The organism is Devosia yakushimensis (genome assembly GCF_030159855.1).
Classification (GTDB): domain Bacteria; phylum Pseudomonadota; class Alphaproteobacteria; order Rhizobiales; family Devosiaceae; genus Devosia; species Devosia yakushimensis.
Window position 1 is genome coordinate 257995 of record NZ_BSNG01000001.1, and the last position, 26677, is coordinate 284671.

Below are 26677 nucleotides of genomic sequence, written 5' to 3' on the forward strand. Positions count from 1 at the left end.
CTCCCCGCAAGGGGGAGGGTGACATTGAGTTTGGGGCAGCATGTTGCCACGTCCCGCGAAGCGATCGAGTGTTGGGCACTATCCCGCTACACCCACAGGGTTCACCCTCCCCTTGACGGGGAGGGCTAGGGAGGGGTGATGGGAGCCACGGTTTTGTGGCTTTGCCGGGGGATTGGGGCACTCAACACCCCCTCCCAACCTCCCCCGTCGAGGGGGAGGTGCCGGGCCGGTGGGTGGGATGGGCTTGGTGCCACGACCTCGTGGTTCGACAAGCTCACCATGAGGTCTACTGGGGCGCTCGCGTATTCGCCCCTAGAATGGTGGCTGGGCGCGATTGTACCCTACATATTCCCGTACATCGGGCCTTCGCCGCCCTGGGGCGGGACCCACGTAATATTCTGGTTGGGGTCTTTGATGTCGCAGGTTTTGCAGTGGACGCAATTGGCGGCGTTGATCTGGAAGCGGGGGCCGGTGGGGTCCTCGATCCATTCGTAAACGCCGGCGGGGCAGTAGCGCGCCGAAGGGCCGGCATAGATATCGTGTTCGGATGATTTTTGCAGCGCGGGAGCGGCGACCAGCAAATGGCTGGGTTGGTCTTCGCTGTGATTGGTGTTGGAGATGAACACCGAGGCCAGGCGATCAAAGGTCAGCACGCCATCGGGCTTGGGATAGGCGATGGGCTGGTGGGCGCTGGCGGGGTGGAGCGTGGCGGAATCGGGCTTGCCATGGGCGAGCGTGCCGAAGGGGGACCAGCCGTTGAGCAGGGTGGTCAGCCACATGTCGATACCGGCCAGCGCTATGCCAAAGATGGTGCCGAAGCGGGACCAGAGCGGTTTGACGTTGCGGACGGGATTGAGGTCGCGGCCGATGGGGCCGCTGCGCCAGTTGGCTTCGTATTCCGTCAGTTCGTCGCCGGAGCGGCCGGCGCTGAGGGCGGCGAGGGCTGCGTCGGCGGCCTCGATGCCCGAGAGCACGGCATTATGGCTGCCCTTGATGCGCGGCAGATTGGTGAAGCCGGCGGCGCAGCCGAGCAGCGCTCCGCCGGGGAAGGTCAGCTTGGGCACCGATTGATAGCCGCCTTCGGTGATGGCGCGGGCGCCATAGCTGAGGCGGGTGCCGCCGGCGAAGGTTTTGGCGATGGCCGGGTGGGTTTTGAAGCGCTGGAATTCTTCGTAGGGCGAGAGATAGGGATTGGCGTAATTGAGGTGGACGACGAGGCCCACGGCGACCTTGTTGTCCTCCAGATGATAGAGGAAGCTGCCGCCGCCGGTGCTATTATCGAGGGGCCAGCCGAAGCTGTGCTGGACGAGGCCCTTCTGGTGGTTTTCCGGCGCGACTTCCCAGATTTCCTTGAGGCCGAGGCCGAATTTTGGGGGCTCATGGCCCTGATCGAGCCCGAAACGGGCGATGGCCAGCTTGCTCAATGAGCCGCGGGCGCCTTCGGCCAGCAGCACATATTTGCCGAGCAGGGCCATGCCGCGGGCGAAATTGGGGCCGGGCGTGCCGTCGCGCTCAAGGCCCATATCACCGGTGGCGACGCCGATAACGGCGCCATTGTCATAGAGCAATTCGGCGGCGGCGAAGCCGGGATAGATTTCGACGCCCAGCGCCATGGCCTTGTCGGCCAGCCAGCGGCAGACTTCGCCCAGCGAGACGATGAAATTGCCGTGGTTGTGCATCAGCGGCGGCATGAGGCGCATCAGCCAGGCGGGGATGGCGGTGGCGCTGGTCTTGCCGAGAAAAAGGAAGCGGTCCTGGGTGACCGGCGTGCGGAAGGGGTGGTCGGGTTCGTCGCGCCAACCAGGCAGCAGCGCATCGATGCCGATGGGATCGACGACGGCGCCTGAAATGATGTGGGCACCCACTTCGGCGCCTTTTTCGAGCACGACGACGGCAAGATCGGGATTGGATTGCTTGAGGCGGATGGCGGCGGCGAGGCCGGCCGGGCCGGCGCCGACGATGACGACGTCGAAGGCCATGCTTTCGCGGCCATTAAGACCATCCGTATCCGTCATCCCGACCTGTTCCCGCAAGTGTTCTCAACGGTGCCCAATTAGCAGCAATGGGACCGCTTGGCCCGCATTTTCTGCGCCGCTTGGCCCTGGAAGCGCGAGAAGAAAAACTTCGTTGGGTGGGGCGGGGTGGGGGCGTAGCATTGCCTGGTCTTCTACGTATTTCCCCCTGCCGAGAGTTTTTCCATGTCTCATGCTGCGACACCCGAACAGGTCATTGATATCCGCACCTTCTGGCAGGCGGTGGGCCTGCGGGCGGTGGGCACGGCCATTGTGACGGCCGAGGCGGGGGATGGTCCGCGCGGGTTTCTGGCGCTGTCGGCAACGCATCTGACGGCCGAGCCGCCGCTGATGATGATCTCGGTCGATAAGAAAACCTCGGCGCTGCAGACCATTCTCGATGCAGGGCATTTTGCCATCAATTATCTGGCGGGCGGGCAGGCGGACCTGGTCGGGCCATTTGGCGGCAAGGGTGATCTCAAGGGCGCGGACCGGTTTCAGATGGGGCGTTGGGGCAGGCTGGCGACGGGGGCGCCGGCGCTGGACGGGGCAGCGGGCGTGATCGATTGCCGCCTCGAAGAGGTGATCGAGCGGTTTGGCACCGCCATTGTTATCGGCCGGGTGGTGGCGTTCAGCGCAACGCCCGATGTGACCCCGCTGGTGTCCTATAAGGGCGGAACCCTGTGACTCCGCGAGCATAAATTGCAGCGAGGGCTTGCATTGCTCAAAAAACGCAAATATTGCGTAGGGAGGCAATACTGCCCATCGGAATCGCGAAGTGGCCCCGCAGCGGCGCGCAAACCAGTCAGATATAGCCGAGCGCCTTGGTGTTTCGGTCAGCACGGTATCGCGGGCGCTGGCCAATGAAATCGGGATCAGCGATGCCGTGCGACGCGATGTGCAGCGCACGGCCCGGGCGCTGGGTTACAAGAGCAAGCATGGCAATGGCCCGGCCGGGGGCAAGCGCGCGGTGGCCCTGGTGCCGCTGGGGAGTGCGACAAGCGGGCTATCCGGGTTCTATTTCGGCATTGTCGAGGGCATGCGCGCCCAGGCCGCCGAAGCCGGCATGGTGCTGGACGTGCGGCTGGTCAATGAATCGGTGGTGACGCTGGAGCTGATCAAGAAGCAGCTTTTGCTGACCAATTCGGAAGGCGTGCTGCTGGCCGGGATCGATGCCTGGGACGGGCTCGTGCAGTGGTCGGCCGAGGCCGATTGTCCGGTGGTGCTGGTCAATGGCGCTGATCCCAAAATGCAGATCAGCGGCGCGGCGCCGGCCAATTTCTACGGCGCCTTCATGGCGACGCAGCGGCTGATCGATGCCGGGCACAGGCAGATCCTGCATTATGGGCAGAGGCACCGGGCGACGCTGCTGCAGCGCCAGCGCGGCTTTCAGGCCGCAATCGCTGCCAATCCGGGCGTGACGGGCAAGATTGTCTACAATTCGGAATGCCCGACGGCCCAGCTGCTGGCCGATCTGCTGGCCGGGATTCATGATGTGACGGCGGTTTTCAGCTGGAACGATATCGCGGCCGTCGAAATGCTTGGCGGGCTCTATGCTCCTGACAGTCCCCTGCCAAAGGGCTTTTCGATCATCGGGTTCGACGACCTGCCGCTGGCGGGCATTGCCACGCCGCGGCTCAGCACGATTGGTGTCGATCGCGAGGCGATCGGTCGATCGGCGGTGCGGCTGTTGATGCAGCAGATGGATGGCGAGCGCGCCGTACAGCAGGTGGAAACCGGCGTCAGCATGGTCGATGGCGAGACGGTGTTCTCGCTCTGACTTCGCCTCGTTTTCCCTAGTAGTCTTCCCCATTTCTGGACCCGGCCGGCGCGGTTTTCCCACGCCGGTGCCGGCGCATCTCCTTGGCTCGTCGAGAGAAAATGAATGAATTTGCGTAATTTGCGCTATTTGCGCAAAGTGCTTGATTTTGCAAATTTTGTGAAATAGCGTGACCACATTGCGCTGGACCGCAAGAATGGCCGCCCCGAGCGACCTGGAGTCCGGCCAGGGTGGATGCGGGAGAGCGACATGGACTTGCGGCGCTGGAACGTCAAACATGTTCGCATGACGCTGGAAGGCGTTGCCGGTTTTGCGCCTTTTGCGCGCGAGGCCGCAGACGTCGCGGCCCTTCGTGCAGGGCTGGGGCAGGCGGCGGTGGCCAATCTGCTGGAACGGGCCCGGACCGATATCGGTGCACCCATTCCCGCGCTGCCGGCCGAACTTTATCTCGAATTTCAGCGCAGTGGACGGCGTGAGGGCTATGAGGATGCGCAGCGCGAGCGGCGCAATATGCTCTATCGGCTGACGCTGGCCGAATGGCTGGAGCAAAGCGGGGAATTCGTGCCGGCGGTGGAAAACCTGCTCTGGGCACGGCTGGAGGAAACCAACTGGGCCTGGCCGGCACATGCCAGGGGCCTCGATTTTCCCGATCGGCCCACGGTGGACCTGGCCGCGGCGATGACGGCGCTCGACCTGGCCGAAACCGATTACCTGCTGGGCGATAAGCTCTCGCCGCAATTGCGGGCGCGCATCCGCAGCGAGACGAACCGGCGGACGATTGCCCCGTTTCTGAAGCGCAACGATCATTGGTGGCTGCATACGACGCCGGCCAAGCAGGTCAACAATTGGACCGCGGTGTGCGTGGCCGGCGTGGTTGGGGCGGCATGTTATTTCGAAACCGACCTGGATCGGCTGGCCGAAATCATCGCGCGGGGGCTGCATAGCCTGGCCGATTATCTCGAGACATTCGACAGCCAGGGCGGATCGTCCGAGGGGCCGGATTATTGGTCCTATGGCTTTGGCAATTATGTGGTTTTGGCGCATCTGCTGAAGGAGCGCACCGGCGGCAAGATCGACCTATTGGCGCTGCCCATGGTGCGCGAGATTGCGCAATTCCCGGTGCGCACGGTGTTGACGCAGGGGGTATGGGCGAGTTTTTCGGATTCCGACAGCAATCCGAATTTCCATCCTGGCCTGTTGTCCTATCTGGCCAAAAACCTCGATCTGCCGGCGCTGACCGAACTGGGCATGCGCAATGATTTTGGCGTGGAGATTTTCAACCAGTTCGTCTGGCCGCTGCGCCAATATGCCTGGCCGCTGCCGGACAAGGCGGTGGCTTTTGGTGGCACCGACCATGACTGGTTTGCCGATATGGGGTGGATGATTTGCCGGCTCGATCCCACTGATCCCAAATCGCTGCGGCTGGCCATCAAGGGCGGTCATAACGACGAGATGCACAACCAGAACGATGTCGGCTCGCTGATCGTGGTGCAGAACGGCAGGGTCGTGCTGACAGATCCGGGCCGGGGGCGCTATTCCAAGGCCTATTTCGGGCCTGAGCGCTACGCCAATATCATGACCTCTTCGCGCGGCCATTCGGTGCCGGTGGTCAATGGGTTCGAACAGGCCGAAGGCGCCGAGCGCGCCGCCAGGGTGCTGGTCCATTCTAATGGCGCCGCGCGGGACGAACTGGCGCTGGAAATGGCGGCGGCCTATCCGCCCGAGGCAGGGCTCAATCAATTGCAGCGGACGATTGCGTTCGACCGCCAGGCGCCGGGCGGCAGGATCGCGCTCAAGGACAGTTTTGCCTTTGCCAATGGCGGCGGGGCTTTCCAATCCGTGCTGGTAACGCCGCTGGCCGTTGAAATCGGTGCCGGCGAAGTGCGGATCGGGGGGCCGGATGGCGGCGTCAAGGTCGCGTTCGACGCCGGGCAGGTCGAGGTATCAACCGAACATCATGCCGGGGTGGAAAAGCAATATGCCCCCCCGGTCGATCTCACTCGCGTCCTGTTTTCAGCCAGAGGGAAGGCGGGGCAGGGCGAAGTGGCCCTCGACATCACTCCCATCTGAGCGATGTCGGGACAAAGAGCGGCAGGAGGCAAGGCTTTGCGTCCTGCGGGGCGGCTCGATTGCTGCTCATTCGTGGAGGAATAACCCCGGCGCAAACGTTCCGGGCAAGGGAGGACCATAATGAAACAACAAGATGACTTGGTTCGTCGACTTACCAGGCGACCCGGCCGCGGCCTCGCGGGAGCAGTCGCTGTGGCGGCAATGCTTGCGGCAGCCGCCCCGGCGCTGGCCCAACAGCAGTCACCAGTGCTGGACGCGCTGGTGGAAAGCGGCGAGCTGCCGCCCGTCGCCGAACGCCTGCCGGCCAATCCGCTGGTGGTGACACCGGTCGAGGGCGTGGGCACCTATGGCGGCACCTGGCGCTCGGCGCTGCGCGGCGGGCTCGACAATGCCTGGATCGCCCGCACCGTCGCCTATGACGGGCTGGTGCGCTACGACCGCGAGTGGAAGCAGATCATTCCCAACCTGGCGGAAAGCTGGGAAGTCAGCGCTGATGCCAAGACCTATACGTTCAAGCTGCGCGAAGGGCTCAAGTGGAATAACGGCAAGCCGTTTACGACAGCCGATATCGCCTTTGCGGTCGAGTTGCTCAAGGAGCCGAGCTATTCGGTCGGCGGGTTCGTGAAGAACCCCAACAATCCGGTCGACATCGAGGTGGTGGACGACACCACGTTCAAGTTCGTTTTCGAAAAGCCCAATGGCGTGATCATGGACGAGCTGGCCAGCGTCAATGGCTTCTCGATCGTCTCGCTCAACAAGGAATATTGCAGCCAGTTCTATCCCAAATACAATCCGGACGCCGCCGAACAGGCCAAGGCAGCCGGGTTCGAGACCTGGGAATTGTGGATGACGGACCGCTGCAGCTGGGCCACCGAAACCATCCGCTGGGCCAATCCAGAATTGCCGATGATGAATGCCTGGAAGGTCAAGGAGCCGCTGACCGGCAGCGCCACCCGGGTAACCTTCGAGCGCAATCCCTATTACTGGAAGGTTGATACCGAGGGTAACCAGCTTCCCTATATCGACAATCTCGAAATGCGCGTGTCGGACTCGGTGGAAGAGCTGACCCTGTTGGCGCTCAATGGCGAGATCGATTTCCAGGATCGCCATATCGCCACCGTCGCCAACCAGCCCCTGTTCTATGACGGCCAGGAAGCGGGCGATTATCGCATGGGCGAGGAAATCCAGTCCTCCTCCAACACCATGGTCATCCAGTTCAACCTCAATCACGTCGACCCCAAGCGGCGCGAGCTGTTCCAGAACAAGGATTTCCGCATCGGCATTTCCCATGCCATCGACCGGGCCGAGATCATCGACGTGGTCTTTACCGGACAGGGCGAACCCTTCCAGGTGGCCCCGCGGCCGGAATCCCCGTTCTACAACGAGGAGTATGCCAAGCAGTATACCGAGTTCGACCCGGCATTGGCGGCCCAGCATCTTGAGGCTGCCGGGCTGATCAAGGGCGGCGATGGCATGTATACCTTTGCCGACGGCTCACCGCTGGTGATCACCATCGACACCATTGCCTCGCTGCGCCCCGAATGGCCGGACATGCTCGAACTCATCCAACTGCAGTTGCAGGCCGCCGGGATCAAGCTCGAGATCAACAATATCGACCGCACGCTCTATTACGAAAAGCGCCCGCTGGGTGATTATGATGCCCAGGTCTGGGGTGGCGATGGCGGCCTCGATGTGGTGCAAGAGCCGCGCTACTACATGGCTTCGGGCGATGAATCGGTCTGGGCCTATCGTTGGGCGCAGTGGTTCAACGGTTCGCGGCCCGAAATCGCCGAAGAGCCGGCCGAATGGGCCAAGCAGCAGATGGACCTCTACAACCAGCTGCGCGGCGAAGGCGATCCGGACAAGCGGACCGAGCTGATGAAGCAGATCCTGACCCTTGGGCAGGAGAACTTCCCGGTGATCGGCGTCAGCCTGCCCGGCAACACCTACTACATCGCCAAGAACAATATGCGGAACATCCCGCCGACCCTGTTCCAGGCTTACCTGTTCCCGACCCCGGCGCCTTACGATCCCTTCCAGTGGTATTTCGCCGCGGAATAACAGGTTCCTCCCCACCCTCGCGGCCGGTGACGGCTGCGGGGGATGGAGGGCGGTTAAGGCCACGCGTTGGCCACAAGCACAAAACGACACCTCCCCCTGATGGGGGAGGCTGGGAGGGGGTGGCGAGAGCCACGGACCTGGAGTTTGCGGCAGCATACCCTCGCCCTGCTCGATCACGGACTTAGCAAGCTAGGTCCTATCTCGCTTCCCTCCCCACGAGGGGGAGGGTGGCCCGACTGAAAGGTCGGAGAGCTCGATAGTTTAGATTGGAGACGCCGAGATGCTGCGTTTCGTGACGAGCCGGCTGATTGCGATGGTCTTGACCATCTGGGCGGTGAGCTTTGTGGCTTTTGCCATCATTCAATTGCCGCCGGGCGATTACCTCACGACCTATATGGCGACGCTCGCGGCCAATGGCGACCGGGTCGACCCTGCTGCCATCGAGGCGTTGCGCCGGCAATATGGGTTCGGCGAACCCTATCTGGTGCAATATTGGAAATGGGTCAGCGGCATCGTGCTGCGTGGCGATTTCGGGCAGAGTTTTGAATGGAAGGCGCCGGTTACCACGCTGATCTGGGGACGGCTGGGCAATTCCATCCTGCTCGAAGGGCTGGCCGTTATCGTGATGTGGCTGGTGGCTTTGCCCATCGGCATCTATGCGGCGGTGCGCAAATATTCGCTGGGCGATTACCTCGCCACCATTGGCGGGTTCATTGGCCTCGCCATTCCCAATTTCTTCTTCGCGCTGATCCTGATGTATCTCAGCTTTGTCTGGTTCGGGGAAACCATTGGCGGGTTGTTCTCGCCGGGCATGGAAAATGCCCGCTGGAGCCTCGAACGCATCTGGGATTTCGCCAGCCATGCCTGGGCACCCATCCTGGTGCTGTCGACGGCGGGCACGGCCGAGCTGATCCGCATCCTGCGCGCCAATCTGCTCGATGAGCTGAAAAAGCCCTATGTGACCACGGCGCGGGCCAAGGGGCTTTCGGAAACCCGGGCCATTCTCAAATATCCCGTGCGCGTGGCGCTCAATCCGCTGGTTTCGACCATTGGCTGGCTGTTGCCGGCGCTGGTGTCGAGCTCGGTGATCGTGTCGGTGGTGCTGAACCTGCCGACGGCCGGCCCGCTGCTGCTGCGCTCGCTCACCAGCCAGGACATGTATCTGGCCGGCGCGATCATCATGCTGCTGGGCATTCTGACGGTGATCGGCACGCTGATTTCCGACCTGATCCTGGCCTGGATCGACCCCCGCATCCGCTATGGGAGCCGATAAATGGCGGCAGACACCATGACCGATATTGCCGAACCCATCGTAATCAAGAAGGCCAAGCGCGAGAGCCAGTTCGCCCTGATGTGGCGGCGGTTCCGCCAGCACAAGCTGGCGCTGGTGAGCCTGTGGATCATCCTGGCCTTTTACCTGGTGGCGCTGCTGGCCGAGTTCCTGGCGCCATTCGATCCGTCGCAATACAATCCGCGCTATACCTATGCGCCGCCCCAGGGGATCGAATTTTTCTCGACCAATGAGGATGGCTCGTGGTCGTTCGGGCCCTATGTGAACGGGTACAAGAGCGAGATCGACCCCAAGGCGATGCGCCGGACCTTCGTTATCGACGAAGAGACCAAGATTCCGGTGCAGTTCTTCGTGCCGTCCGAGCCCTATATGCTGGCGGGCGTCATTCCGATGTCGGTCAAGCTGTTCGGCGTCACCGAGCCACGGGCGCCGCTTTATGTGCTGGGGGCCGACCGGCTGGGCCGCGACCTGCTGAGCCGGCTGATCCATGGTACGCGCATTTCGCTGTCCATTGGCCTGGCGGGCGTGACGCTGAGCCTGTTTTTCGGCATCATTATCGGCGGGTTCTCGGGCTATTATGGCGGCTGGTTCGATGGCGCCGTGATGCGCGTGATCGAGTTCATCCGCTCCATGCCGACGATCCCGCTGTGGCTGGGGCTGGCGGCGGCGCTGCCCAAGGATTGGAGCGCGCTCCAGACCTATTTCGCCATTACCATCATTCTCAGCCTGATAGGCTGGACGGAATTGGCGCGCGTGGTGCGTGGGCGGTTCCTCAGTCTGAGGACCGAGGATTTCGTGACTGCTGCGCAGCTTGATGGGGCCAGCGACTGGCGCATCATCACCCGGCATATGGTGCCCAGTTTCATGAGCCATATCATTGCGGCGGCGACGCTGGCCGTGCCGGGAATGATCCTGGCGGAGACGGCATTGTCCTTCCTCGGACTTGGCCTACAGGCGCCCATCGTCAGCTGGGGCACGCTGCTGCAGGACGCCCAGAATATCCGCACCCTGGCCAGTGCACCGTGGCTTTTGGCGCCCGGGCTCTGCGTGGTGATTGTCATTCTTTCCCTCAATTTCTTCGGAGATGGATTGCGCGATGCTGCAGACCCCCATGGCCGATAAGCCGCTCCTCAAAATCGAGAATATGTCGATCAGCTTCTCCTCGCCGGACGAGCCCGATATCGAAGCCGTGCGCCAGGTGGACCTGACGCTGACGCCGGGCAAGACGCTGTGCCTCGTGGGTGAAAGCGGTTGCGGCAAGTCGGTGACGGCGCGGGCGATTTTGCGCCTGCTCGACAAGAACGCCAAGATCGGCACCGGCCGCATCCTGTTCGACGAGCCGGGTGGCGCCAATGTCGACCTGGCGGCGCTCAAGCCCGACAGCCCCGCCATGCGGGCGGTACGCGGCAATCATATCTCGATGATCTTTCAGGAGCCGATGAGCTCGCTGTCGCCGGTGCATACGATTGGCGACCAGATCGACGAGATGATGGTGATCCATGAAGGGCTCAAACCCAAGCAGGCGCGCGAACGCACTGTGGCCCTGCTCGACCAGGTGGGGATTCCCGGTGCGCGGGAACGGGCGGATGCGTATCCGTTCCAGCTCTCGGGCGGGCTGCGGCAGCGCGCGATGATTGCCATGGCGCTGGCCTGTACACCCAACCTGTTGATCGCCGACGAGCCGACCACGGCGCTGGATGTGACGACGCAGGCGCAGATTTTGGACCTGTTGCGGCAATTGCAGGCCGATTACGGCATGGCCATGCTGTTCATCACCCATGATCTGGGTGTGGTGGCCGAAATCGCCGACGAGGTGGCGGTGATGTATCTGGGCGACGTGGTGGAGCAGGGCAGCGTCTATGACGTGTTCTCGGCGCCCCAGCACCCCTATACGCAGGCGCTGATGGCCTCCATTCCCAAAATGGCGCGCAAGGCCGAGCGCGTGCGGCTCTCGCCCATCAAGGGCACGGTGCCTTCGCCCAAGGACCGGCCCAGGGGCTGTGCCTTTACCAGCCGCTGCCCCTATGCGTTCGAACCCTGTTCCACCGTGACCCCGGAACGGACGGCGGTGGGCGCCAACCATCATGCGCGGTGTCATCTGCTGACCCGGGCCAAGACGGAGGCGCTGGCATGAGCACGCTTTTGACCGTCGAGAACCTGTCCAAACACTATACCGTCAAATCCGGGATATTCGCCCCGATGCGGCAGCTCGATGCGCTGACCGATATCAATTTGACTGTCGAGGCGGGAGAGACGCTGGCCATTGTGGGCGAGAGCGGGTGCGGCAAGACCACTCTGGGCCGCTGCATCATCAATGCGCAGCCTTCGAGCGGCGGGCGGGTGGTTTATCACCCGAAAACGGGCGGCGATGTCGAGCTGACGGCGCTCAACAAGCGGCAGATCAAGCCCTGGCGGCAGGATATCCGCATGATCTTCCAGGACCCGATGAGCTCGCTCAACCCCAATATGCGGGTGTTCGACATCGTCGCCGAGCCGCTGCGCATCCATAAAGTGTGTAAGGGCCGCGAGCTGGAAGAGCGGGTTATCTCAACGCTGGCCAAGGTGGGCATATCTGCCGATGCCGTGGGGCGCTATCCGCATGCCTTTTCCGGCGGGCAGCGGCAGCGCATCGGCATTGCCCGGGCGCTGGTGCTGGACCCAAAGCTGGTGATTGCCGACGAGGCCGTATCGGCGCTTGATGTTTCGATCCAGGCGCAGGTGCTGAACCTGTTGGAAGACCTCAAGGCCGAATTCGGGCTGACCTATATTTTCATCAGCCACGATCTGGGCGTGGTCAATTACATCGCTGACCGGGTGGTGGTGATGTATCTGGGCCATGTGGTGGAAAATGCGCCCACCGAAATGCTGTTCGAGCGGCCGCGCCATCCCTATACCGAAGTGCTGCTGGAAGCCCTGCCGATTGCCGATCCGACACGGCGCAAGGGGCGCAAGACCGAAGTGCGCGGGGAAATTCCCTATCTGGGCAATCGGCCCGTGGGTTGCCCGTTTCACACCCGCTGCAAATATGCCCAGGACCGCTGCCGCACGGAAAAACCGGTGCTGCGGTCCATCAATGGCACCGCCCAGGAAGCGGCCTGCCACTTTGCCGAAACATTGGAATTGAAGGGCGCTTACGAAGATGCGCCCGTGACCGGGACCTATGCATAGATGACTTACGATCCAGCCTCCGCAAATCCGCTTTTTGGCAATCCGCTCAAGACGCGCGCCGATGTCGAAAAGGGCCTGCGCGACCTGTTCAATCCGCTCCTGCCCTATTTCTCCGAGGGTGCCGCGCGGGTGCGGCTCGATGGTGGCGCTGCCCATTTCGACCGGGCTGCGGCCGATCTCGAAGGCTTTGCGCGGCCGCTTTGGGGGCTGACGCCCCTGGCGGCGGGCGGGGCGGAATTCGACCATTGGGAACTCTATCGCCGTGGCCTGGCCAATGGCACCGATCCCGAGCATCCCGAATATTGGGGGCAGGTCAATTCGACCGACCAGCGCATGGTGGAGCTGGCGGCCATCGGCTTCACGCTGCGCCTCCTGCCGCATCTGGTCTGGGAGCCGCTGCCGCAAAAGGCCAAGGATAACCTCGCCGCCTATCTCAAGCATGCGCGGCAATTCGATTACGCCGACAATAACTGGAAATTCTTCCGCATCCTGGTCGATCTGGGGCTGGAAGAATGCGGGGTCGAATTCGACCGCTCGCTGACCGAGAAATATCTCGAAGAACTCGATGGCTTTTATCTGGGCGATGGCTGGTATCGCGACGGCAATGTGCGGCGCGTGGACCATTACATTCCCTTCGCCATGCATTTTTATGGGCTGATCTATTCCAAGCTCGCCAGGAATGACGACAAGCGCGTCGCGGCCTACCGGGAGCGGGCGGCCTTGTTTGCCAAGGATATCCGCCACTGGTTCGATGAGGATGGCGGCACGCTGGCCTTTGGGCGGAGCCTTACCTATCGCTTTGCCTGTGGCGGCATCTGGGGGGCACTGGCCTTTGCCGATCTCGAAGCCCTGCCCTGGGGCGAGATCAAGGGGCAGTTCATGCGCCATCTGCGCTGGTGGAGTACCCAGCCGATTGCCAATCGCGACGGTGTGCTGTCGGTGGGCTATGGCTATCCCAACCTGATCATGAGCGAAAATTACAATTCGGCGGGTTCGCCCTATTGGGCGCTCAAGGCGTTTTTGCCGCTGGCTTTGCCGGCTGACCATCCATTCTGGACGGCGGAGGAGGCTCCCGCGGTGACGCCGAGCGAGCCGGTGCCGCTCAAGCATCCGGGCATGGTGGTGCAGCACACGGCAGGCAATGTGGTGGCCCTGTCGAGCGGGCAGCAGAATTGGCAGATGCGCTGGGGCGCAGAGAAATATGCCAAATTCGTCTATTCCTCGCGCTATGGCTTTTCGGTCGAGAGCGATGAGCGGGCCTATAACGGGGCGGCTTTCGACGGCATGCTGGGGTTGAGCGATGATGGCCGGCATTATCGCGTGCGCGAGAGCAATGAGGTGGCCCAGATTGCCGGCCATACGCTCTTTGCCCAATGGAAGCCCTGGGCCGATGTGAGCGTCGAGACTTGGCTCGTGCCGCAGGGCGATTGGCATGTGCGGGTACACAGGATTACCACGCCCCGCGCCCTTCATGGCACTGAAGGCGGGTTCGCCATCGGCCGGGCCGACCTCAATGCGGATAAGCTCAGCGAGGGGGCCGGGCGGGCGGTGGCGCGCAGCCAGAGCGATGTGAGCGCCATTGTCGATCTTGGCGGGCAGCGCGATGGGCGGGCGCAGAAGGCGCTGCCCAATACCAATCTCATCGTGGCCAAAACCATCGTGCCGCAATTGCGCGGGGAGATTCCGGCGGGCACGACTGTCCTGATGACGGCGGTGTTGGCATTGCCGGCCGGTGCGGCGGCTGAAACCTCGCTCGACAAGGTGCCGGCGGCCCCCGATCTCGGAGTGCTGGAGGCGCTGATCCGGGAAGAGGGTATCGAGGTCACAGCCATTCAGGTGGCGGAGCGGTTCTGATGCGACCAAAACTCGCCTTCGCCATGGCGGCGGACAAGACCAGATATGTGTTCGACGAGCAGGCGCTCGCCCGGCTGGCGAAAACTTGCGATATCGTTGCGGCTGAACCGCTGGAGGATTTTTCAGCAGCCGGGGCCCGGGCCGTGCTGGGGCAGATCGATATTCTGGTAACCGGCTGGGGCTGCCCGGTGGTAACGGCCGCGGTGGTGGCGGCGGCGCCGAACCTCAAGCTGATCGCTCATGCCGCGGGAACGGTGAAGTTCACTTTGGACCCGGCGGTCTATGAGGCCGGGATTGTGGTGACGCATGCGGCCGACGCCAATGCGGTGCCGGTGGCCGAGTTCACGCTGGCCTCGATCATCTATGCCAATAAGCGGGTGTTCGAGCTGCGCGATCTCTACCGCGCCGATCACAGCCGGCGCTCGACCTATGCGGTGATGGATGAGCCGATCGGCAATTATCATCGCACGATCGGGCTGGTGGGCGCCTCGCGCATCGGGCGGCGGGTGGCCAAGTTCCTCGAAGGGTTCGATTTCACGGTGCTGTTGAGCGATCCCTTTGTCAGCGCCAACGATCCCATTACCAAAAGCGTTGAGCTGGTTGATCTCGATACGCTGATGGCGCGTTCCGATGTGGTGAGCATTCATGCCCCGTCCTTGCCCTCGACCCGGGCGATGATTGGGGCAAGGCAGCTCAAGCTGATGAAGGACGGGGCTGCGTTCATCAATACGGCGCGCGGTGCGCTGATCGATGAGGCGGCGCTGATTGCCGAATTGCGCACTGGGCGCATTCATGCGGTGATCGATGTGACCGATCCCGAGATTCCCGAGGCGGGCTCGCCGTTCTATGATCTGCCCAATGTGTTCCTGACCCCGCATGTGGCGGGGGCAGTGGGCACCGAAAGGCAGCGGCTGGGGCAGATGGCCATCGAGGAAATCGAGCGGTTTGTCGCGGGGCGGCCACTGGAATATGCGGTGGTGCCGGAGGCGTTGGAACGACTGGCCTGAGAGCGGTGGTTGCGGGAGCATACCCCCTCCCTTGATCCCTCCCCACAAGGGGGAGGGTGTCGACTGGATGTCTGGTGGGTACGAGGCTCGGCACCCACTGCGCCAACAGCTCCCCCTTGATGGGGGAGGCCGGGAGGGGTGGCGAGAGCCCCGATGGAGAATTGAATGTCGGTTGCGAATATTGCCCAAACTGATCCCGACCACGAAGCCCGGTTACAATTTCTGACCTGGGACCGGACGCCGGCCGATATCGATAGCCCCGAGCACAAGGCGCGATTGGCGCATTGGGCGCGGGTGGCGGGGGCGAGTTTTGCGCCAACAGCCTATGTGGCGGCGGAAGCGGCGATTTTTACCACCCATCTGGTGCTGGGCGAGCAGAGCTGGATCGCCGGACATGCGCTGGTGCGGGGCGATGTGGAATTTGGCGCGCATAGCACGGTCAATCCCTATGCGATGATTTCGGGCAAGGTGCGCTGCGGGAACGGCGTGCGGATTGCCAGCCATGTCTCGATCGTGGGGTTCAATCACGGGTTCGACGATCCCAGCATGCCGATCCACACGCAAAAGCATGAGAGCCTGGGCATCACCATCGAGGATGATGTGTGGATCGGGGCCAATGCGGTGGTGCTCGATGGCGTGACGGTGGGCCGTGGCGCGGTGATTGCAGCGGGGGCCGTGGTCAGCAAGGATGTGCCGCCGCTGGCCATTGTCGGCGGTGTGCCGGCCAAGGTCGTGCGCTATCGCGGGCAGGGCAAGGCCAACCGGGGCGACGCGGTGGCCGTGCTCGCCCGGCTGGGTGCGGCAGCACAGGCGCAATGGCCGGACATTTTGGCGCGGCATCGTGAGCAGGGTGAGTATGTCTCGCGCGAGGCCGATGGGCAGGCGCGGCGCAGCGCCCGGCATCGCAATGACGCCATCGAGATTGCCGCTGGGTTCGGAGCGGTACCGGAAGGGCTCGACGTGGCGGCGACGCTGGCCGAATTGCAGACGCTGCAGGACCCGGCGACCGGACTTTTCCCCGACCCGCACCAGAAGCCGGCGGCTGGGCAGGCCATGCGGGACAATGGGCTGGCGCTCTATAATGTGCTCTCGGTGGGCTATGCCATCGAAGTGCTGGGCGGGCAGCCTCTGCATAAGATCGCGGCCGTCGAGGATTTGAGCGCGGGCGAGCTTTGCGACTGGCTCGATGGATTGAGCTGGCGGGAGCGGGCCTGGAGCGCGGGATCGGTGGTGGATGCCATCGGCACGGCGCTCTATTTCAACGCACGCTATTTCAGCACCGGGCGGACGCGGGAAACGCTGTTCGGCTGGCTGGCGCTGAAGCAGGATCGTGGCACCGGGCTATGGGGCTCGCCAACGACGGCCGAGGGACTATTGCAGCCGGTCAATGGGTTCTACCGGCTGACGCGCGGCACTTATGCGCAATTCGGCCTGCCAGTGCCGCAGGCTGAGCGGGCGATTGACTCGGTGCTGCTGAATTATCGCAATTACGGCGGCTTTTCGGGGCCGACCTATACGGCCTGCAACCTGCTCGACACCATTCATCCGCTGCTGCTGTGCCTCAAGCAGACCGATTATCGGCGGGGCGAGGCGGAGGCGATTGCGCGGGCGGTGATCGAGCGCGCCGAGCAGCGCTGGGTGGCAGGCGAGGGTTTCGCCTTTGCCGATGGCCAGCAGCCGGGCCTGCAGGGCACCGAAATGTGGCTCTCGGTGGTGCATCTGGCAGCCGACCTGCTGGGGATTGCCTATAGTTTTGCCTTCGTGCCCAAGGGCGTGCATCGCACCAAAGCCGTGGGACTGGGATTGTGAGCGCGCGCAAGGCCCTGGTGGTCTGGGGCGGGATGGAGCTGCACACGCCCGAGCGGGGCGCCAATGTCGTGCGCGCGCTGCTGGAGGCCGAAGGCTTTTCGGTGGTGGTGACGTCCGATTATGATGCTTTGGGCGCGGCGGATGTCGGTGAAAACGATCTGGTTGTGCCTGTCATTACCGATGGCCAATTGCCGCGCGAAAAGATGGCCAATCTGGTCTCTGCGATCCGGGCCGGCACGGGGTTGGCGGGCTATCACATGGGGCTGGCGACCAGTTTCCGCGACAGCGTGGCCTTTCGTTATGCGGCGAGCTGCTATTGGGTGGCCCATCCGGGCAATATCATCACCTATCGGGTCGATGTGAGCCGCAGCGATCACCCGATCATGGCCGGGATCGAGAGCTTCGAGCACACGTCCGAGCAGTATTATCTCAATTACGATCCGGCCGTTGAGGTGCTGGCGACGACACGGTTTTCGGGCGAGTTCGACCCCTGGCGCAAGGATGTGGTGATGCCGGTGGTGTTCACCACCAATCACGGGGCCGGGCGGGTGTTCTATTCCTCGCTCGGGCATACCGCCGATGAGCTGGAGATTCCGCAGGTGCGGACGATCCTGGGGCGCGGGCTGATCTGGGCGGCGCGGTGATTTCTGGCTAGCCGCCGGGAGGGTGTCCCGACTGATCGCTCCGCGATTTACTGCTGGGCCTGCTGCGCCTGGCGCCGCAGCACTTCCGACTCCGGCAGCGCATTGGCGTATTTCAGTTCGCGATTGGCGCGGTTCCAGAAGGCGGGGTGGATTGTGTCGAGAAGGGCCGGGTCGTCCGGTGTGAGGGCGAGCCGGCCAGCGGTGGCCTGGTCCAGATAGAGCACGGCATTCTGCCGGTACCAGGCGGGGATGGCTTCGTCGGTCCAGATCTGGGGGCGGAGCACATCGTGGGGCTGGTAGCCATGGGCGGCGAAAAGCCCGGCCCAATAGCTTTGCCATTGTTCGTTAAGATGGCCGACCCCGCCCTGGCCGGGCACGGCGGCGCTGAACAGGATGGCCGGGGCAAGGGCCACGAGGTCGGCGATGAAGCCGGCGGCGCGTCTTGGCGAGAGATGTTCGGCCACTTCCAGCGAGATGGCCAGATCGACGCAAGGGCCGGTAAAGCTCTGCTCCAGGTCCTGCGGGGCAAAGACGATGCGGGGATCGTCCAGCATGTCCGGGGTGACCCAATCGCCTTCCATGCCGAAAGCCTCGGTCGCGCCATCGGCCAGGGCGGCGGCGAGCCAGGTGCCCGTGCCGCAGCCGATATCGGCAACTCTGCGCCGGGCAAGCCCCGTGGGCAGGGCGGCAAGCAGCCGGGCGGCTGCGTGGGCGGTATGGGCGCGGCGATTGTCGTAGAAATCGGCGGGATAGATCGAGGCAGTCATCGAGGCGGCTCGCCGGTGGACGGAGCTTGCGATAGTACGCGGGCGGTTTCCGCTAGGCCAGCGATCAAATGTTTATGCGGGGCCGGGAAGGGCGGAACCCTGTCCATGCCCGTGCCGTTGCCCCGCAAGCCCCACCAGGGGGCATGTTGCGGCAGATATCTATCATGCACAAGAATTCGGCGCTGGCCGAGATGGTCAGAAAGACCGCATATTTTCTATGGGAGAATGACGGGCGACCGCCAGGGCGCAGTTTTGACTATTGGTTGCGCGCCAAGGAAATGCATCTGCGCCAGCTCGCCTATGACAAATGGCTGGCGGACGGAACACCCCACGACCGCGCGGACCGCCATTGGCACGAGGCGCGGCACGACCTGGGCGAGAAATGAAAACGGGCCCCGATGGAGCCCGTTTCCCGTATCGCGATTGGCAGCGCCGGATCAGTCCTTGGCGCGTTCGACATAGGAATTGTCATCGGTGAGGATGACGATGCGGGTGCCGGTGCCGATGTGGGGCGGCACCATGACGCGCAGGCCATTGTTGAGCACGGCCGGCTTATAGGACGACGAGGCCGTCTGGCCCTTCACGACCGGTTCGGTCTCGACGATCTCGAAGGTGAGGCGCTGGGGCAGTTCCATGGAGAGGGCAGTGCCCTCGAAGGTCATCAGGTGAACCTTCATGCCATCGACGAGATAGGCCTTCTGGTCGCCGATCACATCGTCGGGGACGGTGATCTGCTCATAGGTGGCCGGCTCCATGAAATGGTGGCCTTCGCCGTCGGAATAGAGATAGTCATATTCGCGATCGTCGACATCGGCCTTTTCGACCATCTCGACGGTGCGCCAGCGGCCGACAACCTTCACGCCATCGGAAATGCGGCGCATGTTGACGTTGGTGATGGAGTTGCCCTTGCCGGGGTGGACGTTTTCCGCCGTCAGGATGACGTGCAGATTGCCGTCCTGTTCGACGACATTGCCCTTGCGCAGCGATGAGGCGATGACCTTGACCATCAATTCTTCCTTGTTCAAGCGGTGGCGGCGGCCTAGAGGAGCGGCATAGGGGGCCGGGCCGGGCGCGCTGATATTTTTTCCTTGGTGCTGCCCGATACAATAATTCGGTCCAAACCGCCAGACCCGAGCCGAGAAAGAGCCGATTGATTGTCTTCCGCCCCGTCTTCGCAAAAAGCCTCGCCCTGGTGGAGCCCGCAGGTGCATGCCGACAGGCGCCCGCTGCTGATTGGGCGCGGCCGGATCGATGCGGCCCTGCGGGGATATCTTTGCGCCAACGATTTCATCATGGTGGATCCGCCGGGGCTGCAGCGCTCGCCGGGCAATGAAACCCATCTCCATGCCTTTGCCACCACCGCCATTGGCAATGACGGAATGGGGGAGACGCTTTACCTCCACACCTCGCCCGAATTCACCATGAAAAAGCTGCTGGCGGCAGGCGAAAAGCGGATTGCGAGCCTCGGACATGTCTGGCGCAACCGGGAGCGGGGCGCGTTGCACCATCCCGAATTCACCATGCTCGAATGGTATAGGGCGGGGGAGGATTATGGGGTGATCATCGATGATTGCCTCGCCATGCTCAGGCTGGCGGCCGAAGCGGTGGGCAGCACAATGCTGCGCTACAAGGGCCGGGAATGCGATCCCTTTGCCGCGGCCGAGCGGCTGAGCGTCGTGGAGGCTTTCGCGCGCTATGCGGGGATAGATTTGTTCGCCACCATGGATGGCGCGGGCCAAACCGATGGCGAGGCGCTGGCTGCGGCGATGATAGCGGTCGGGCTCGATGTGCCGGAGGATCGCAGCTGGAGCTATCTGTTCAGTCGGGTGCTGGTGGAAAAAGTCGAGCCAAATCTGGGGATTGGGCGGGTGACTGTGCTGGATCGCTATCCGGCGGCGGAGGCGGCGCTGGCGCGGCGGGCGGGTGACGATCAGCGGGTCAGCGAGCGGTTCGAGCTTTACGCCTGCGGCGTGGAGCTGGCCAATGGCTTTGGCGAATTGACCGATGCGGCCGAGCAGCGTCGCAGATTTGCCGCCGAGATGAACGAAAAGCAACGGATCTATAACGAGCGCTATCCGCTGGATGAAGATTTCCTGGCGGCACTCGAATTGATGCCCGAGGCGAGTGGGGTGGCGCTGGGATTTGACCGGTTGGTCATGCTGGCAACCGGCGCGCCGCGCATCGATATGGTAGTGTGGGCGCCGGTGGTTGGATGAACCGCGATCTGCCTCCCTCCCCCTTGAGGGGAGGGATTGAGGGTGGGGGGTCTGTATTCTCCGCCGACATGGTGTTCGCTGAGGGCGCGACACCCCCACCCTAACCCTCCCCTCAAGGGGGAGGGGACTGCATCGGGCTCTCTCGCGGGAGCGCCAAAATTGAGAGATTTCTAATGGGTGCCGTCAAGGCCAGTTTGAAGAATGCGGATGATCTGGTGGCGGCCGGGTTGGTTCGGCATGAGCAGCGCGACGCTTTGGCGGCGGTGGCGGAACGCTATGCCATTGCGCTGACGCCTGCCGTTGTCGGATTGATCGACCGGGACGATGCCCATGATCCCATGGCGCGGCAGTTCGTGCCGACGGCGGCGGAGCTGGTGACCACGCCCGAGGAACGGGCCGATCCGATCGGGGATTTGAGCCATTCCCCGGTCGAGGGGATCGTCCACCGCTATCCCGACCGGGTGTTGCTCAAGGCGGTGCATGTCTGTCCGGTCTATTGCCGCTTTTGTTTCCGGCGTGAAATGGTGGGCCCGGCCGGGCTGGGAACGCTGACGCCTGATGCGATGGACGCGGCTATCGGCTATATCGAAAACCACCCCGAAATCTGGGAAGTGATCCTCACCGGCGGCGATCCCCTGGTGCTGTCGGCGCGGCGGCTGGGCGAGATGATGGGGCGGCTCAAAGCGATCAGTCACGTCAGAATCGTGCGCTTTCACACCCGCGTTCCGGTGGTCGAACCCGAGCGGGTGGATGACGCGCTGATCGCGGCGCTCAAGGCCAGCGGCAAGACGACCTATCTAGCGGTCCATGCCAATCATCCGCGCGAATTTTCCGACGCCGCGCGGGCAGCGATTGCGCGCCTGGCCGATAGTGGCGTGGTGCTGATCAGCCAATCGGTGCTGCTCAGGGGCGTCAATGACAATGTGGAGACGCTGGCGGCGCTAATGCGCGGCTTTGTCGAAAACCGCATCAAGCCCTATTACCTGCACCACCCGGACCTGGCGCCGGGAACCAGCCATTTCCGCGTTTCCATCGAAGAAGGGCAGGCCCTGGTGAGTGCCCTGCGCGGAACGATTTCGGGCCTCTGTCAGCCGACCTATATTCTCGATATTCCGGGCGGCTACGGCAAGGCCGATATCGGGGCGAGCAGTATCAGCGGTGGGGATGGATGCTTTACCGTGCGCGATTTCCGTGGTGGCGAACATCGCTACCCACCCGACATGGCCTGACATGCGGCCCGGGCGCCTGATCGGCCGGGGCAAGGAGGCCGAGGTCTTCGAGGCCGGCGAGGATGTGCTCAAGCTCTATCGGGCCGGTGTTGGCCAGCCAGTAGTGGAGCGCGAGGCCGGCATATTGGCGCGGCTTGCGGATTTGCCCCTGCCGGCGCCCCAATTGCGCGGCGTGGTCGAGATCGATGGCCGCTGGGGCCTGGTGATGAGCCGCGCCGTGGGCCAGCCGCTGGCCGCCGATCTGCGGGACGACACGATCGAGGCCATAGCTCAGGGCACGGCAATGCTGCATGGCCGCATCCATGCACAGCCCGGCACCGGGCTCGAGAGCTACAAGGCGCGATTGACCGCGGCAATCGGCCAGGCAGAGGGGCTGGAGGCGGTTGAACAGGCGGGCCTGATGCAGCGCCTTGCTGCCCTGCCGGATGGTGACCGGCTGTGTCACGGAGATTTCCACCCGGCCAATATTATCGGCTCGCTCGAACACCCGGTGATCGTGGATTGGCCGGATGCGCGCAGCGGCCCTCCCGCAGCGGATGTGGGGCGCAGCTATCTGTTGCTATTGCACAATTTGCCCGCCATGGCGGAACCCTATCTTGCTGGCTATGAGCAGCATTGGGGTCTGCCGCGTGCGGCGGTACTCGACTGGCTCCCGGTGCTGGCGGCGGCGCGATTGGCGGAAAACGTGCCGGCGGAGGCCGAGCGGTTGCTGGCGCTGGCGCGGAGTGGGCTTTAGCGCTGCAGCGTGCCAGCAATTTCGCACCATCTTCCCTACCACAATTTCTCATCGTGCCTGTCGAAAGCGCGAGGCGATGCGCGACATCGGGGGGACTGGACCTCAAGCGATGGAGCAAATCATGACTTTCCAGATCACTGCCCTCTATGCCGCGATTTTCACCGTCTTCGTTATCGTCCTGGCCAATGTTGTCAGCGCGCAGCGGGCGCGGGCCAAGGTTTCGATCCTGCATGGCGATGACATGACGCTGGCGCTGTGGATGCGCCGGCATGGCAATCTCGTCGAGAACATTCCCCTGGCCCTGATCCTGATGGGCCTGTGCGAGGCCCATGGCCTGCCGGCGCCCTGGCTGCATGCCATGGGAGTGGTGCTGATCGTGGGGCGCCTGGCCCATGTCGCGGGGCTCAATGTGACCAACCCGGCAGCGCCGCTGCGGATCGCCGGGGGCGTGCTGACGCAAGTGGCCATGCTGGGGGCGGCGGGGTTTTTGGTGGTCACATATTTCTGAGCCGCACCCGCCCGTCCGGGGCAATTGCCGCAACGTCGCTTTAGGCCGGGAGCCGTGCTAGAACCGGGTCCCGGCCATAGAGCGTTCAGTTATCGCGATGAATCCCATTCTTGGCATTGTGCTGATCCTGGTTTTGATCGGGGCCAGCGTGATCATTTCCCTCTCCGAAATCGCCTTTGCGGCAGCGCGGGAGGTGCGGATACGGTCCCTGGCCGAGGCGGGCAACACGAAAGCCCTGCGGTTTGTGGCGCTGCGGGCCAAGTCGGGCGAGGTGATCACGGCGCTGCAGATCGCTACCAATGCGGTGTCGATCCTGGCGGGGACATTGGGTGAGGATGCGCTCGGCCCGGTCTTCGGCGGGGCATTGCTGGTGCTGGGTGTGCCGCCGGGAGCCGCCGGCCCTATTGGCTCGGTGCTGGCCTTCTGCCTGGTCACCGGGCTTTTCGTGCTTTTCGCCGATCTCACGCCCAAGCGCATCGCCATGCTGGTGCCCGAAGATGTGGCGCTGGGAATGGTTTGGTTCCCGGAGCTTGCGGTTAAGCTGCTGAAGCCCCTGGTATGGCTATTCGGCAATATGTCCGACTGGATCATCGGACGCCTCAGGCTCGAACCCAAAGTGCCTGCCGATGCGGTGACGGCCGAAGATTTCCGCATGATCCTGGCCGGCGGCGCCGCCTCGGGCGTGCTGATGAAGAACGAGCATCGGCTGATCGAGAATGTGCTGGCGCTCGAACTGCGCAGCGTAACCTCGATCATGACCATACGCGACGACATCGTTTATCTCGATCTCAGCGATCCGCTTGAAGTGCAGCAGGATAAGGTGCGGCGGCGGCCATTCTCGCATTATCCGATCTGTGATGGCGGGATCGATGCGGTGATCGGTTGTGTGCGGGCAGAGGATGTCCTGGCTACCGTGATGGACCGTTCTGAACAGGTGGATTTCGCCAAGGCGCGGCGCGACGTGCTTTCGGTGCCCGATACACTGAATGTCTGGGAAGTGCTGGCCGAGTTCCAGGCGCAGAGTACCGGGTTTGCTCTGGTGGTGAGTGAATATGCACTGGTCGTGGGGCTTGTGACCTTCAAGGATCTCATGGGTGCGCTGATGCAGGGATTGGCCAATCCGTTCGAAGAACAGGCCATTTTGAAGCGCGACGAGCAGAGCTGGCTGGTGGATGGAGTAGCCCCGTTCATCGATGTGACGCGGGCGCTGGGGATCAAGCACCTGGAGGCCGAGGCAAGCTACGAGACCATTGGCGGCTTCATCGTCCACCGGCTGCGCCGGGCGGCGCGCAAGGGCGACCGGATCGAGGCGGCGGGCTTTGTGTTCGAAGTGGTGGATGCCGACAAGATGCGGCTCAACCAGCTGCTGGTGACGAAAGTGGCGGGCAAGAAGGCGGGGGCGTGAGTGGCATTCTGTGCCAACCTACCGCCCCCACCCACCGGGTCATTCCCGCGAAAGCGGGAACCCCTGTTTACCTTCCCAACATCGTAAAACGGAGGTTCCCGCTTTCGCGGGAATGACACCGTGGTGGGTGAGGGGTGGCGGTAGAGCGGTTTCTACAGCCAGCCGCGCTTCTTGAAATAGAGATAGGGCAGCACCGCCGACAGGATCATCAGCGCGATGGCGAAGGGATAGCCGAATTCCCATTTCAGCTCGGGCATGATGTCGTAGTTCATGCCGTAGATCGAGGCGACCAGCGTGGGCGGCAGGAAGACCACGGCGGCGACTGAGAAGATCTTGATGATCTGGTTCTGCTCAAGATTGATCAGGCCAAGCGTGGCATCGAGCAGGAAATTGAGTTTGCTCGAGAGCGCACGCGCATGTTCGCCCAGCGAGACGGCGTCGCGCTGGATGAGCTTGACCAGCTGGCGGGCATCGCGGCCGGCCCTTGTGACATCGCCATTGGGCGCGATGTGAAAGGCCATCAGCCGGGAAATGCTGACCAGGCTTTCCTGCACCATGGTCAGGAGCTCGGCCTTGGCGCCAATCTGCTCGATGATGGAGCGCAGGTCCTGCTGCAATTGCTTGGCGCTGCTCTTTTTCTTGCCGAAGACGTCGCGCGAGATCTGGTCGATCTCGTTGCCGACGCGTTCCAGCGCATCGGCGGTGCGGTCGATCATGGATTCGAGCAGGCCCAGAAAGACCTGTTCGCCCGAGCCGCAGGCCGTGCTCTTGGCCTTCTGGGCGCGCAGCGTGAAAGCCAGGAACGGCTTGGGCTCGGCATAGCGCACGGTGACCAGCGTCTCGCCCTTGAGGATGAAGGTGATGGGGGTTTTGCCGGGCTCGTCGCTATCGAGCTTGTGCAGGCCCGTCATGGTCATGAACTCGGCGCCGTCCTCGCTGTAGAGGCGGGCGGAAAGCTCGATTTCCTCCATTTCGGCTTGGCTGGGAATGTCGACACCCAGCAATTGTTCAACCAGCCGGTCTTCCTCGGCCGTGGGCTGGAGAAGATCGAGCCAGACCAGGCCAGTGACGCTGGCGGGGTCGAGCGGAAGGGTGCTTTGCACGAGCCGGGCGGCTTCGTTGTGATATGCGCGCAGCATTGGGTAGGCTCCTAAGGTAGACCGCGCGCGGGCTACCGAGCCGACAAGATGTCAGGTCGAGAAGGCCGTGCGCGGGGTCGAAGATCGACTTCGACTGTCGGGGTTCATCTTGTTTCTCGCGTGTGAAATGGCTGGGCCATCGACAGACCGTCCATGCGCCCGGATTTCGGTTCTGTCAATTGGGGTTAGAGCGATTACGCTCTCCCATGCACCGACGCCTCCCTCGGACTTGATCCGAGGTTCCTTACGAGCGCGCGCCGGGCTGGAAATGGCCCTCGGGTCGAGCCCGAGGGAGGCGATTGTGGTTGGGTGGTATCGGGGCCGAGATCAGGCCTGTTCCAGCGCCCGTCCCGCCGGGAAGATGCCGGACATGACGACGAAGCCGGGGATGCGGCGGACGCGGTCGGTCCAGCGGCGCAAAGCCGGATAATCCTGGCGGGAAATGCCGCCTTCCTCGCTCAGCATCACATAGGGAAAGCAGGCGATGTCGGCCGTGGTGGGATGGGCGGGTGAGCAGAGCCAGTCGCGGCCCTCGCGCTCGCCGAACCAGAGATGCTCGTCCATGATACGGAAAATGCGGTGGGCGGATTTCTGGGCTTTTTCGATGTTGAAATCGTAGTCGAAACCCAGCGCCAGCCGGGCGGCCGAAGCGGTGCTGGTGATGTCGTCGCCCACGGCGTGCCAGCGCAGCACTTGGGCAGTGATGGCCGGATCGTCGGGGAACCAGAGGCCGGTCTCGTCATATTGCTTGGCGAGATAGGCCAGGATCGCGCCGGAATCGGAGAGGGTGAGATCGCCATCCCTGAGCACGGGGAGCTGGCCGAAGGGATTGAGTTTCAGGAACCAATCGGCCTTGTGCTGGCGGCCGGGGAAGAAATCGACCGGCACGATGTCGTAGCGGAGCTTGAGGATGCTCATCAGCAGGCGCAGCTTGTAGCAATTGCCCGAGAGTTCGAAGTCGTAAAGGGTGATGGTCATGGG

General features: G+C 63.2%; 23 protein-coding genes. 18 read left to right on the forward strand and 5 right to left on the reverse strand.

Annotated features, from left to right (window positions below):
• Positions 1-341: 341 nt before the first annotated feature.
• Positions 342-2015: an electron transfer flavoprotein-ubiquinone oxidoreductase gene (locus QQL79_RS01225; RefSeq protein WP_284387174.1), complete on the reverse strand. Its 1674-nt coding sequence runs from the start codon at positions 2013-2015 to the stop codon at positions 342-344.
• Positions 2016-2198: 183 nt separating this feature from the next.
• Here QQL79_RS01225 and QQL79_RS01230 point away from each other — a divergent pair, with 183 nt between their 5' ends.
• The 12 genes from QQL79_RS01230 (at position 2199) to QQL79_RS01285 (ending at position 17696) form a co-directional block, all read left to right on the forward strand.
• Positions 2199-2699 (forward strand): flavin reductase family protein, encoded by a 501-nt coding sequence (locus QQL79_RS01230; RefSeq protein WP_284387176.1) that lies wholly within the window; start codon positions 2199-2201, stop codon positions 2697-2699.
• Between the two features lie 91 nt (positions 2700-2790).
• Positions 2791-3792 (forward strand): LacI family DNA-binding transcriptional regulator, encoded by a 1002-nt coding sequence (locus QQL79_RS01235; protein ID WP_284387178.1) that lies wholly within the window; start codon positions 2791-2793, stop codon positions 3790-3792.
• Positions 3793-4041: 249 nt separating this feature from the next.
• Entirely contained in the window at positions 4042-5862 is a 1821-nt protein-coding gene (locus tag QQL79_RS01240) for a heparinase II/III domain-containing protein (protein WP_284387180.1), read from the forward strand.
• 201 nt (positions 5863-6063) lie between these two features.
• A complete protein-coding gene (locus QQL79_RS01245; RefSeq protein ID WP_284392786.1) occupies positions 6064-7923 on the forward strand; it encodes an ABC transporter substrate-binding protein in 1860 nt (619 codons plus the stop codon).
• Positions 7924-8203: 280 nt separating this feature from the next.
• Positions 8204-9196, forward strand: a complete 993-nt coding sequence (locus QQL79_RS01250; RefSeq protein ID WP_284387183.1) for an ABC transporter permease — start codon at positions 8204-8206, stop codon at positions 9194-9196.
• 15 nt (positions 9197-9211) lie between these two features.
• On the forward strand, positions 9212-10336 hold the full coding sequence (locus QQL79_RS01255) for an ABC transporter permease (RefSeq protein WP_284392788.1): 1125 nt from the start codon (positions 9212-9214) through the stop codon (positions 10334-10336).
• Positions 10326-11348, forward strand: a complete 1023-nt coding sequence (locus QQL79_RS01260) for an ABC transporter ATP-binding protein (protein ID WP_370461234.1) — start codon at positions 10326-10328, stop codon at positions 11346-11348. Before QQL79_RS01255 ends, QQL79_RS01260 begins: the two co-directional genes overlap by 11 nt.
• Complete coding sequence (locus QQL79_RS01265) at positions 11345-12382, forward strand: ABC transporter ATP-binding protein (RefSeq protein WP_284387187.1); 1038 nt, start codon at positions 11345-11347, stop codon at positions 12380-12382. The genes QQL79_RS01260 and QQL79_RS01265 overlap by 4 nt, the downstream gene beginning before the upstream one ends.
• Complete coding sequence (locus tag QQL79_RS01270) at positions 12383-14236, forward strand: DUF2264 domain-containing protein (protein ID WP_284387189.1); 1854 nt, start codon at positions 12383-12385, stop codon at positions 14234-14236. It begins immediately after the preceding gene.
• Complete coding sequence (locus QQL79_RS01275; RefSeq protein WP_370461235.1) at positions 14233-15243, forward strand: hydroxyacid dehydrogenase; 1011 nt, start codon at positions 14233-14235, stop codon at positions 15241-15243. Before QQL79_RS01270 ends, QQL79_RS01275 begins: the two co-directional genes overlap by 4 nt.
• A gap of 165 nt (positions 15244-15408) precedes the next feature.
• A complete protein-coding gene (locus QQL79_RS01280; protein ID WP_284387192.1) occupies positions 15409-17052 on the forward strand; it encodes an acyltransferase in 1644 nt (547 codons plus the stop codon).
• Positions 17049-17696, forward strand: a complete 648-nt coding sequence (locus tag QQL79_RS01285; protein ID WP_284387193.1) for a ThuA domain-containing protein — start codon at positions 17049-17051, stop codon at positions 17694-17696. The genes QQL79_RS01280 and QQL79_RS01285 overlap by 4 nt, the downstream gene beginning before the upstream one ends.
• Before the next feature lie 47 nt (positions 17697-17743).
• Here the strand turns inward: QQL79_RS01285 and QQL79_RS01290 are convergent, their stop codons facing one another.
• Positions 17744-18463, reverse strand: coding sequence for a class I SAM-dependent methyltransferase (locus tag QQL79_RS01290; RefSeq protein WP_284387194.1), 720 nt, complete (start codon positions 18461-18463; stop codon positions 17744-17746).
• A gap of 164 nt (positions 18464-18627) precedes the next feature.
• On the opposite strand from QQL79_RS01290, the gene QQL79_RS01295 reads away from it, so the two are divergent.
• On the forward strand, positions 18628-18849 hold the full coding sequence (locus QQL79_RS01295; protein WP_284387195.1) for a DUF2934 domain-containing protein: 222 nt from the start codon (positions 18628-18630) through the stop codon (positions 18847-18849).
• Between the two features lie 51 nt (positions 18850-18900).
• Here QQL79_RS01295 and efp read toward each other — a convergent pair whose 3' ends face one another.
• A complete protein-coding gene (gene efp, locus QQL79_RS01300; RefSeq protein WP_284387197.1) occupies positions 18901-19470 on the reverse strand; it encodes an elongation factor P in 570 nt (189 codons plus the stop codon).
• A 198-nt stretch (positions 19471-19668) separates the two neighbouring features.
• On the opposite strand from efp, the gene epmA reads away from it, so the two are divergent.
• The 5 genes from epmA (at position 19669) to QQL79_RS01325 (ending at position 24557) form a co-directional block, all read left to right on the forward strand.
• Positions 19669-20679 (forward strand): EF-P lysine aminoacylase EpmA, encoded by a 1011-nt coding sequence (gene epmA, locus QQL79_RS01305; RefSeq protein ID WP_284387198.1) that lies wholly within the window; start codon positions 19669-19671, stop codon positions 20677-20679.
• A 173-nt stretch (positions 20680-20852) separates the two neighbouring features.
• The gene (locus QQL79_RS01310) at positions 20853-21908 is read left to right on the forward strand and encodes a lysine-2,3-aminomutase-like protein (RefSeq protein ID WP_284387199.1); all 1056 of its coding nucleotides are present in this window, start codon (positions 20853-20855) and stop codon (positions 21906-21908) included.
• 1 nt (position 21909) lies between these two features.
• Positions 21910-22644 (forward strand): phosphotransferase enzyme family protein, encoded by a 735-nt coding sequence (locus QQL79_RS01315; protein ID WP_284387200.1) that lies wholly within the window; start codon positions 21910-21912, stop codon positions 22642-22644.
• A 121-nt stretch (positions 22645-22765) separates the two neighbouring features.
• Positions 22766-23152 carry an MAPEG family protein gene (locus QQL79_RS01320; RefSeq protein ID WP_284387201.1) on the forward strand — a complete coding sequence of 129 codons (387 nt, stop codon included), beginning with the start codon at positions 22766-22768 and terminating at the stop codon, positions 23150-23152.
• Positions 23153-23249: 97 nt separating this feature from the next.
• On the forward strand, positions 23250-24557 hold the full coding sequence (locus QQL79_RS01325) for a hemolysin family protein (protein ID WP_284387202.1): 1308 nt from the start codon (positions 23250-23252) through the stop codon (positions 24555-24557).
• Positions 24558-24709: 152 nt separating this feature from the next.
• On the opposite strand, the gene QQL79_RS01330 is transcribed toward QQL79_RS01325, so the two are convergent.
• Together QQL79_RS01330 and QQL79_RS01335 are read right to left on the reverse strand one after the other, a co-directional pair.
• A complete protein-coding gene (locus QQL79_RS01330) occupies positions 24710-25696 on the reverse strand; it encodes a magnesium transporter CorA family protein (protein WP_284387204.1) in 987 nt (328 codons plus the stop codon).
• A gap of 327 nt (positions 25697-26023) precedes the next feature.
• The gene (locus QQL79_RS01335; protein WP_284387205.1) at positions 26024-26674 is read right to left on the reverse strand and encodes a glutathione S-transferase family protein; all 651 of its coding nucleotides are present in this window, start codon (positions 26672-26674) and stop codon (positions 26024-26026) included.
• Positions 26675-26677 lie beyond the last annotated feature (3 nt).

Coding starts and splice junctions, on each gene's coding strand:
- QQL79_RS01225 (WP_284387174.1), bottom strand. CDS start 2,015: ATGACGGATACGGATGGTCTTAATGGCCGCGAAAGCATGGCCTTCGAC.
- QQL79_RS01230 (WP_284387176.1), top strand. CDS start 2,199: ATGTCTCATGCTGCGACACCCGAACAGGTCATTGATATCCGCACCTTC.
- QQL79_RS01240 (WP_284387180.1), top strand. CDS start 4,042: ATGGACTTGCGGCGCTGGAACGTCAAACATGTTCGCATGACGCTGGAA.
- QQL79_RS01245 (WP_284392786.1), top strand. CDS start 6,064: ATGCTTGCGGCAGCCGCCCCGGCGCTGGCCCAACAGCAGTCACCAGTG.
- QQL79_RS01250 (WP_284387183.1), top strand. CDS start 8,204: ATGCTGCGTTTCGTGACGAGCCGGCTGATTGCGATGGTCTTGACCATC.
- QQL79_RS01255 (WP_284392788.1), top strand. CDS start 9,212: ATGACCGATATTGCCGAACCCATCGTAATCAAGAAGGCCAAGCGCGAG.
- QQL79_RS01260 (WP_370461234.1), top strand. CDS start 10,326: ATGGCCGATAAGCCGCTCCTCAAAATCGAGAATATGTCGATCAGCTTC.
- QQL79_RS01265 (WP_284387187.1), top strand. CDS start 11,345: ATGAGCACGCTTTTGACCGTCGAGAACCTGTCCAAACACTATACCGTC.
- QQL79_RS01270 (WP_284387189.1), top strand. CDS start 12,383: ATGACTTACGATCCAGCCTCCGCAAATCCGCTTTTTGGCAATCCGCTC.
- QQL79_RS01280 (WP_284387192.1), top strand. CDS start 15,409: ATGTCGGTTGCGAATATTGCCCAAACTGATCCCGACCACGAAGCCCGG.
- QQL79_RS01290 (WP_284387194.1), bottom strand. CDS start 18,463: ATGACTGCCTCGATCTATCCCGCCGATTTCTACGACAATCGCCGCGCC.
- QQL79_RS01295 (WP_284387195.1), top strand. CDS start 18,628: ATGCACAAGAATTCGGCGCTGGCCGAGATGGTCAGAAAGACCGCATAT.
- efp (WP_284387197.1), bottom strand. CDS start 19,470: ATGGTCAAGGTCATCGCCTCATCGCTGCGCAAGGGCAATGTCGTCGAA.
- QQL79_RS01310 (WP_284387199.1), top strand. CDS start 20,853: ATGGGTGCCGTCAAGGCCAGTTTGAAGAATGCGGATGATCTGGTGGCG.
- QQL79_RS01315 (WP_284387200.1), top strand. CDS start 21,910: ATGCGGCCCGGGCGCCTGATCGGCCGGGGCAAGGAGGCCGAGGTCTTC.
- QQL79_RS01320 (WP_284387201.1), top strand. CDS start 22,766: ATGACTTTCCAGATCACTGCCCTCTATGCCGCGATTTTCACCGTCTTC.
- QQL79_RS01325 (WP_284387202.1), top strand. CDS start 23,250: ATGAATCCCATTCTTGGCATTGTGCTGATCCTGGTTTTGATCGGGGCC.
- QQL79_RS01330 (WP_284387204.1), bottom strand. CDS start 25,696: ATGCTGCGCGCATATCACAACGAAGCCGCCCGGCTCGTGCAAAGCACC.
- QQL79_RS01335 (WP_284387205.1), bottom strand. CDS start 26,674: ATGACCATCACCCTTTACGACTTCGAACTCTCGGGCAATTGCTACAAG.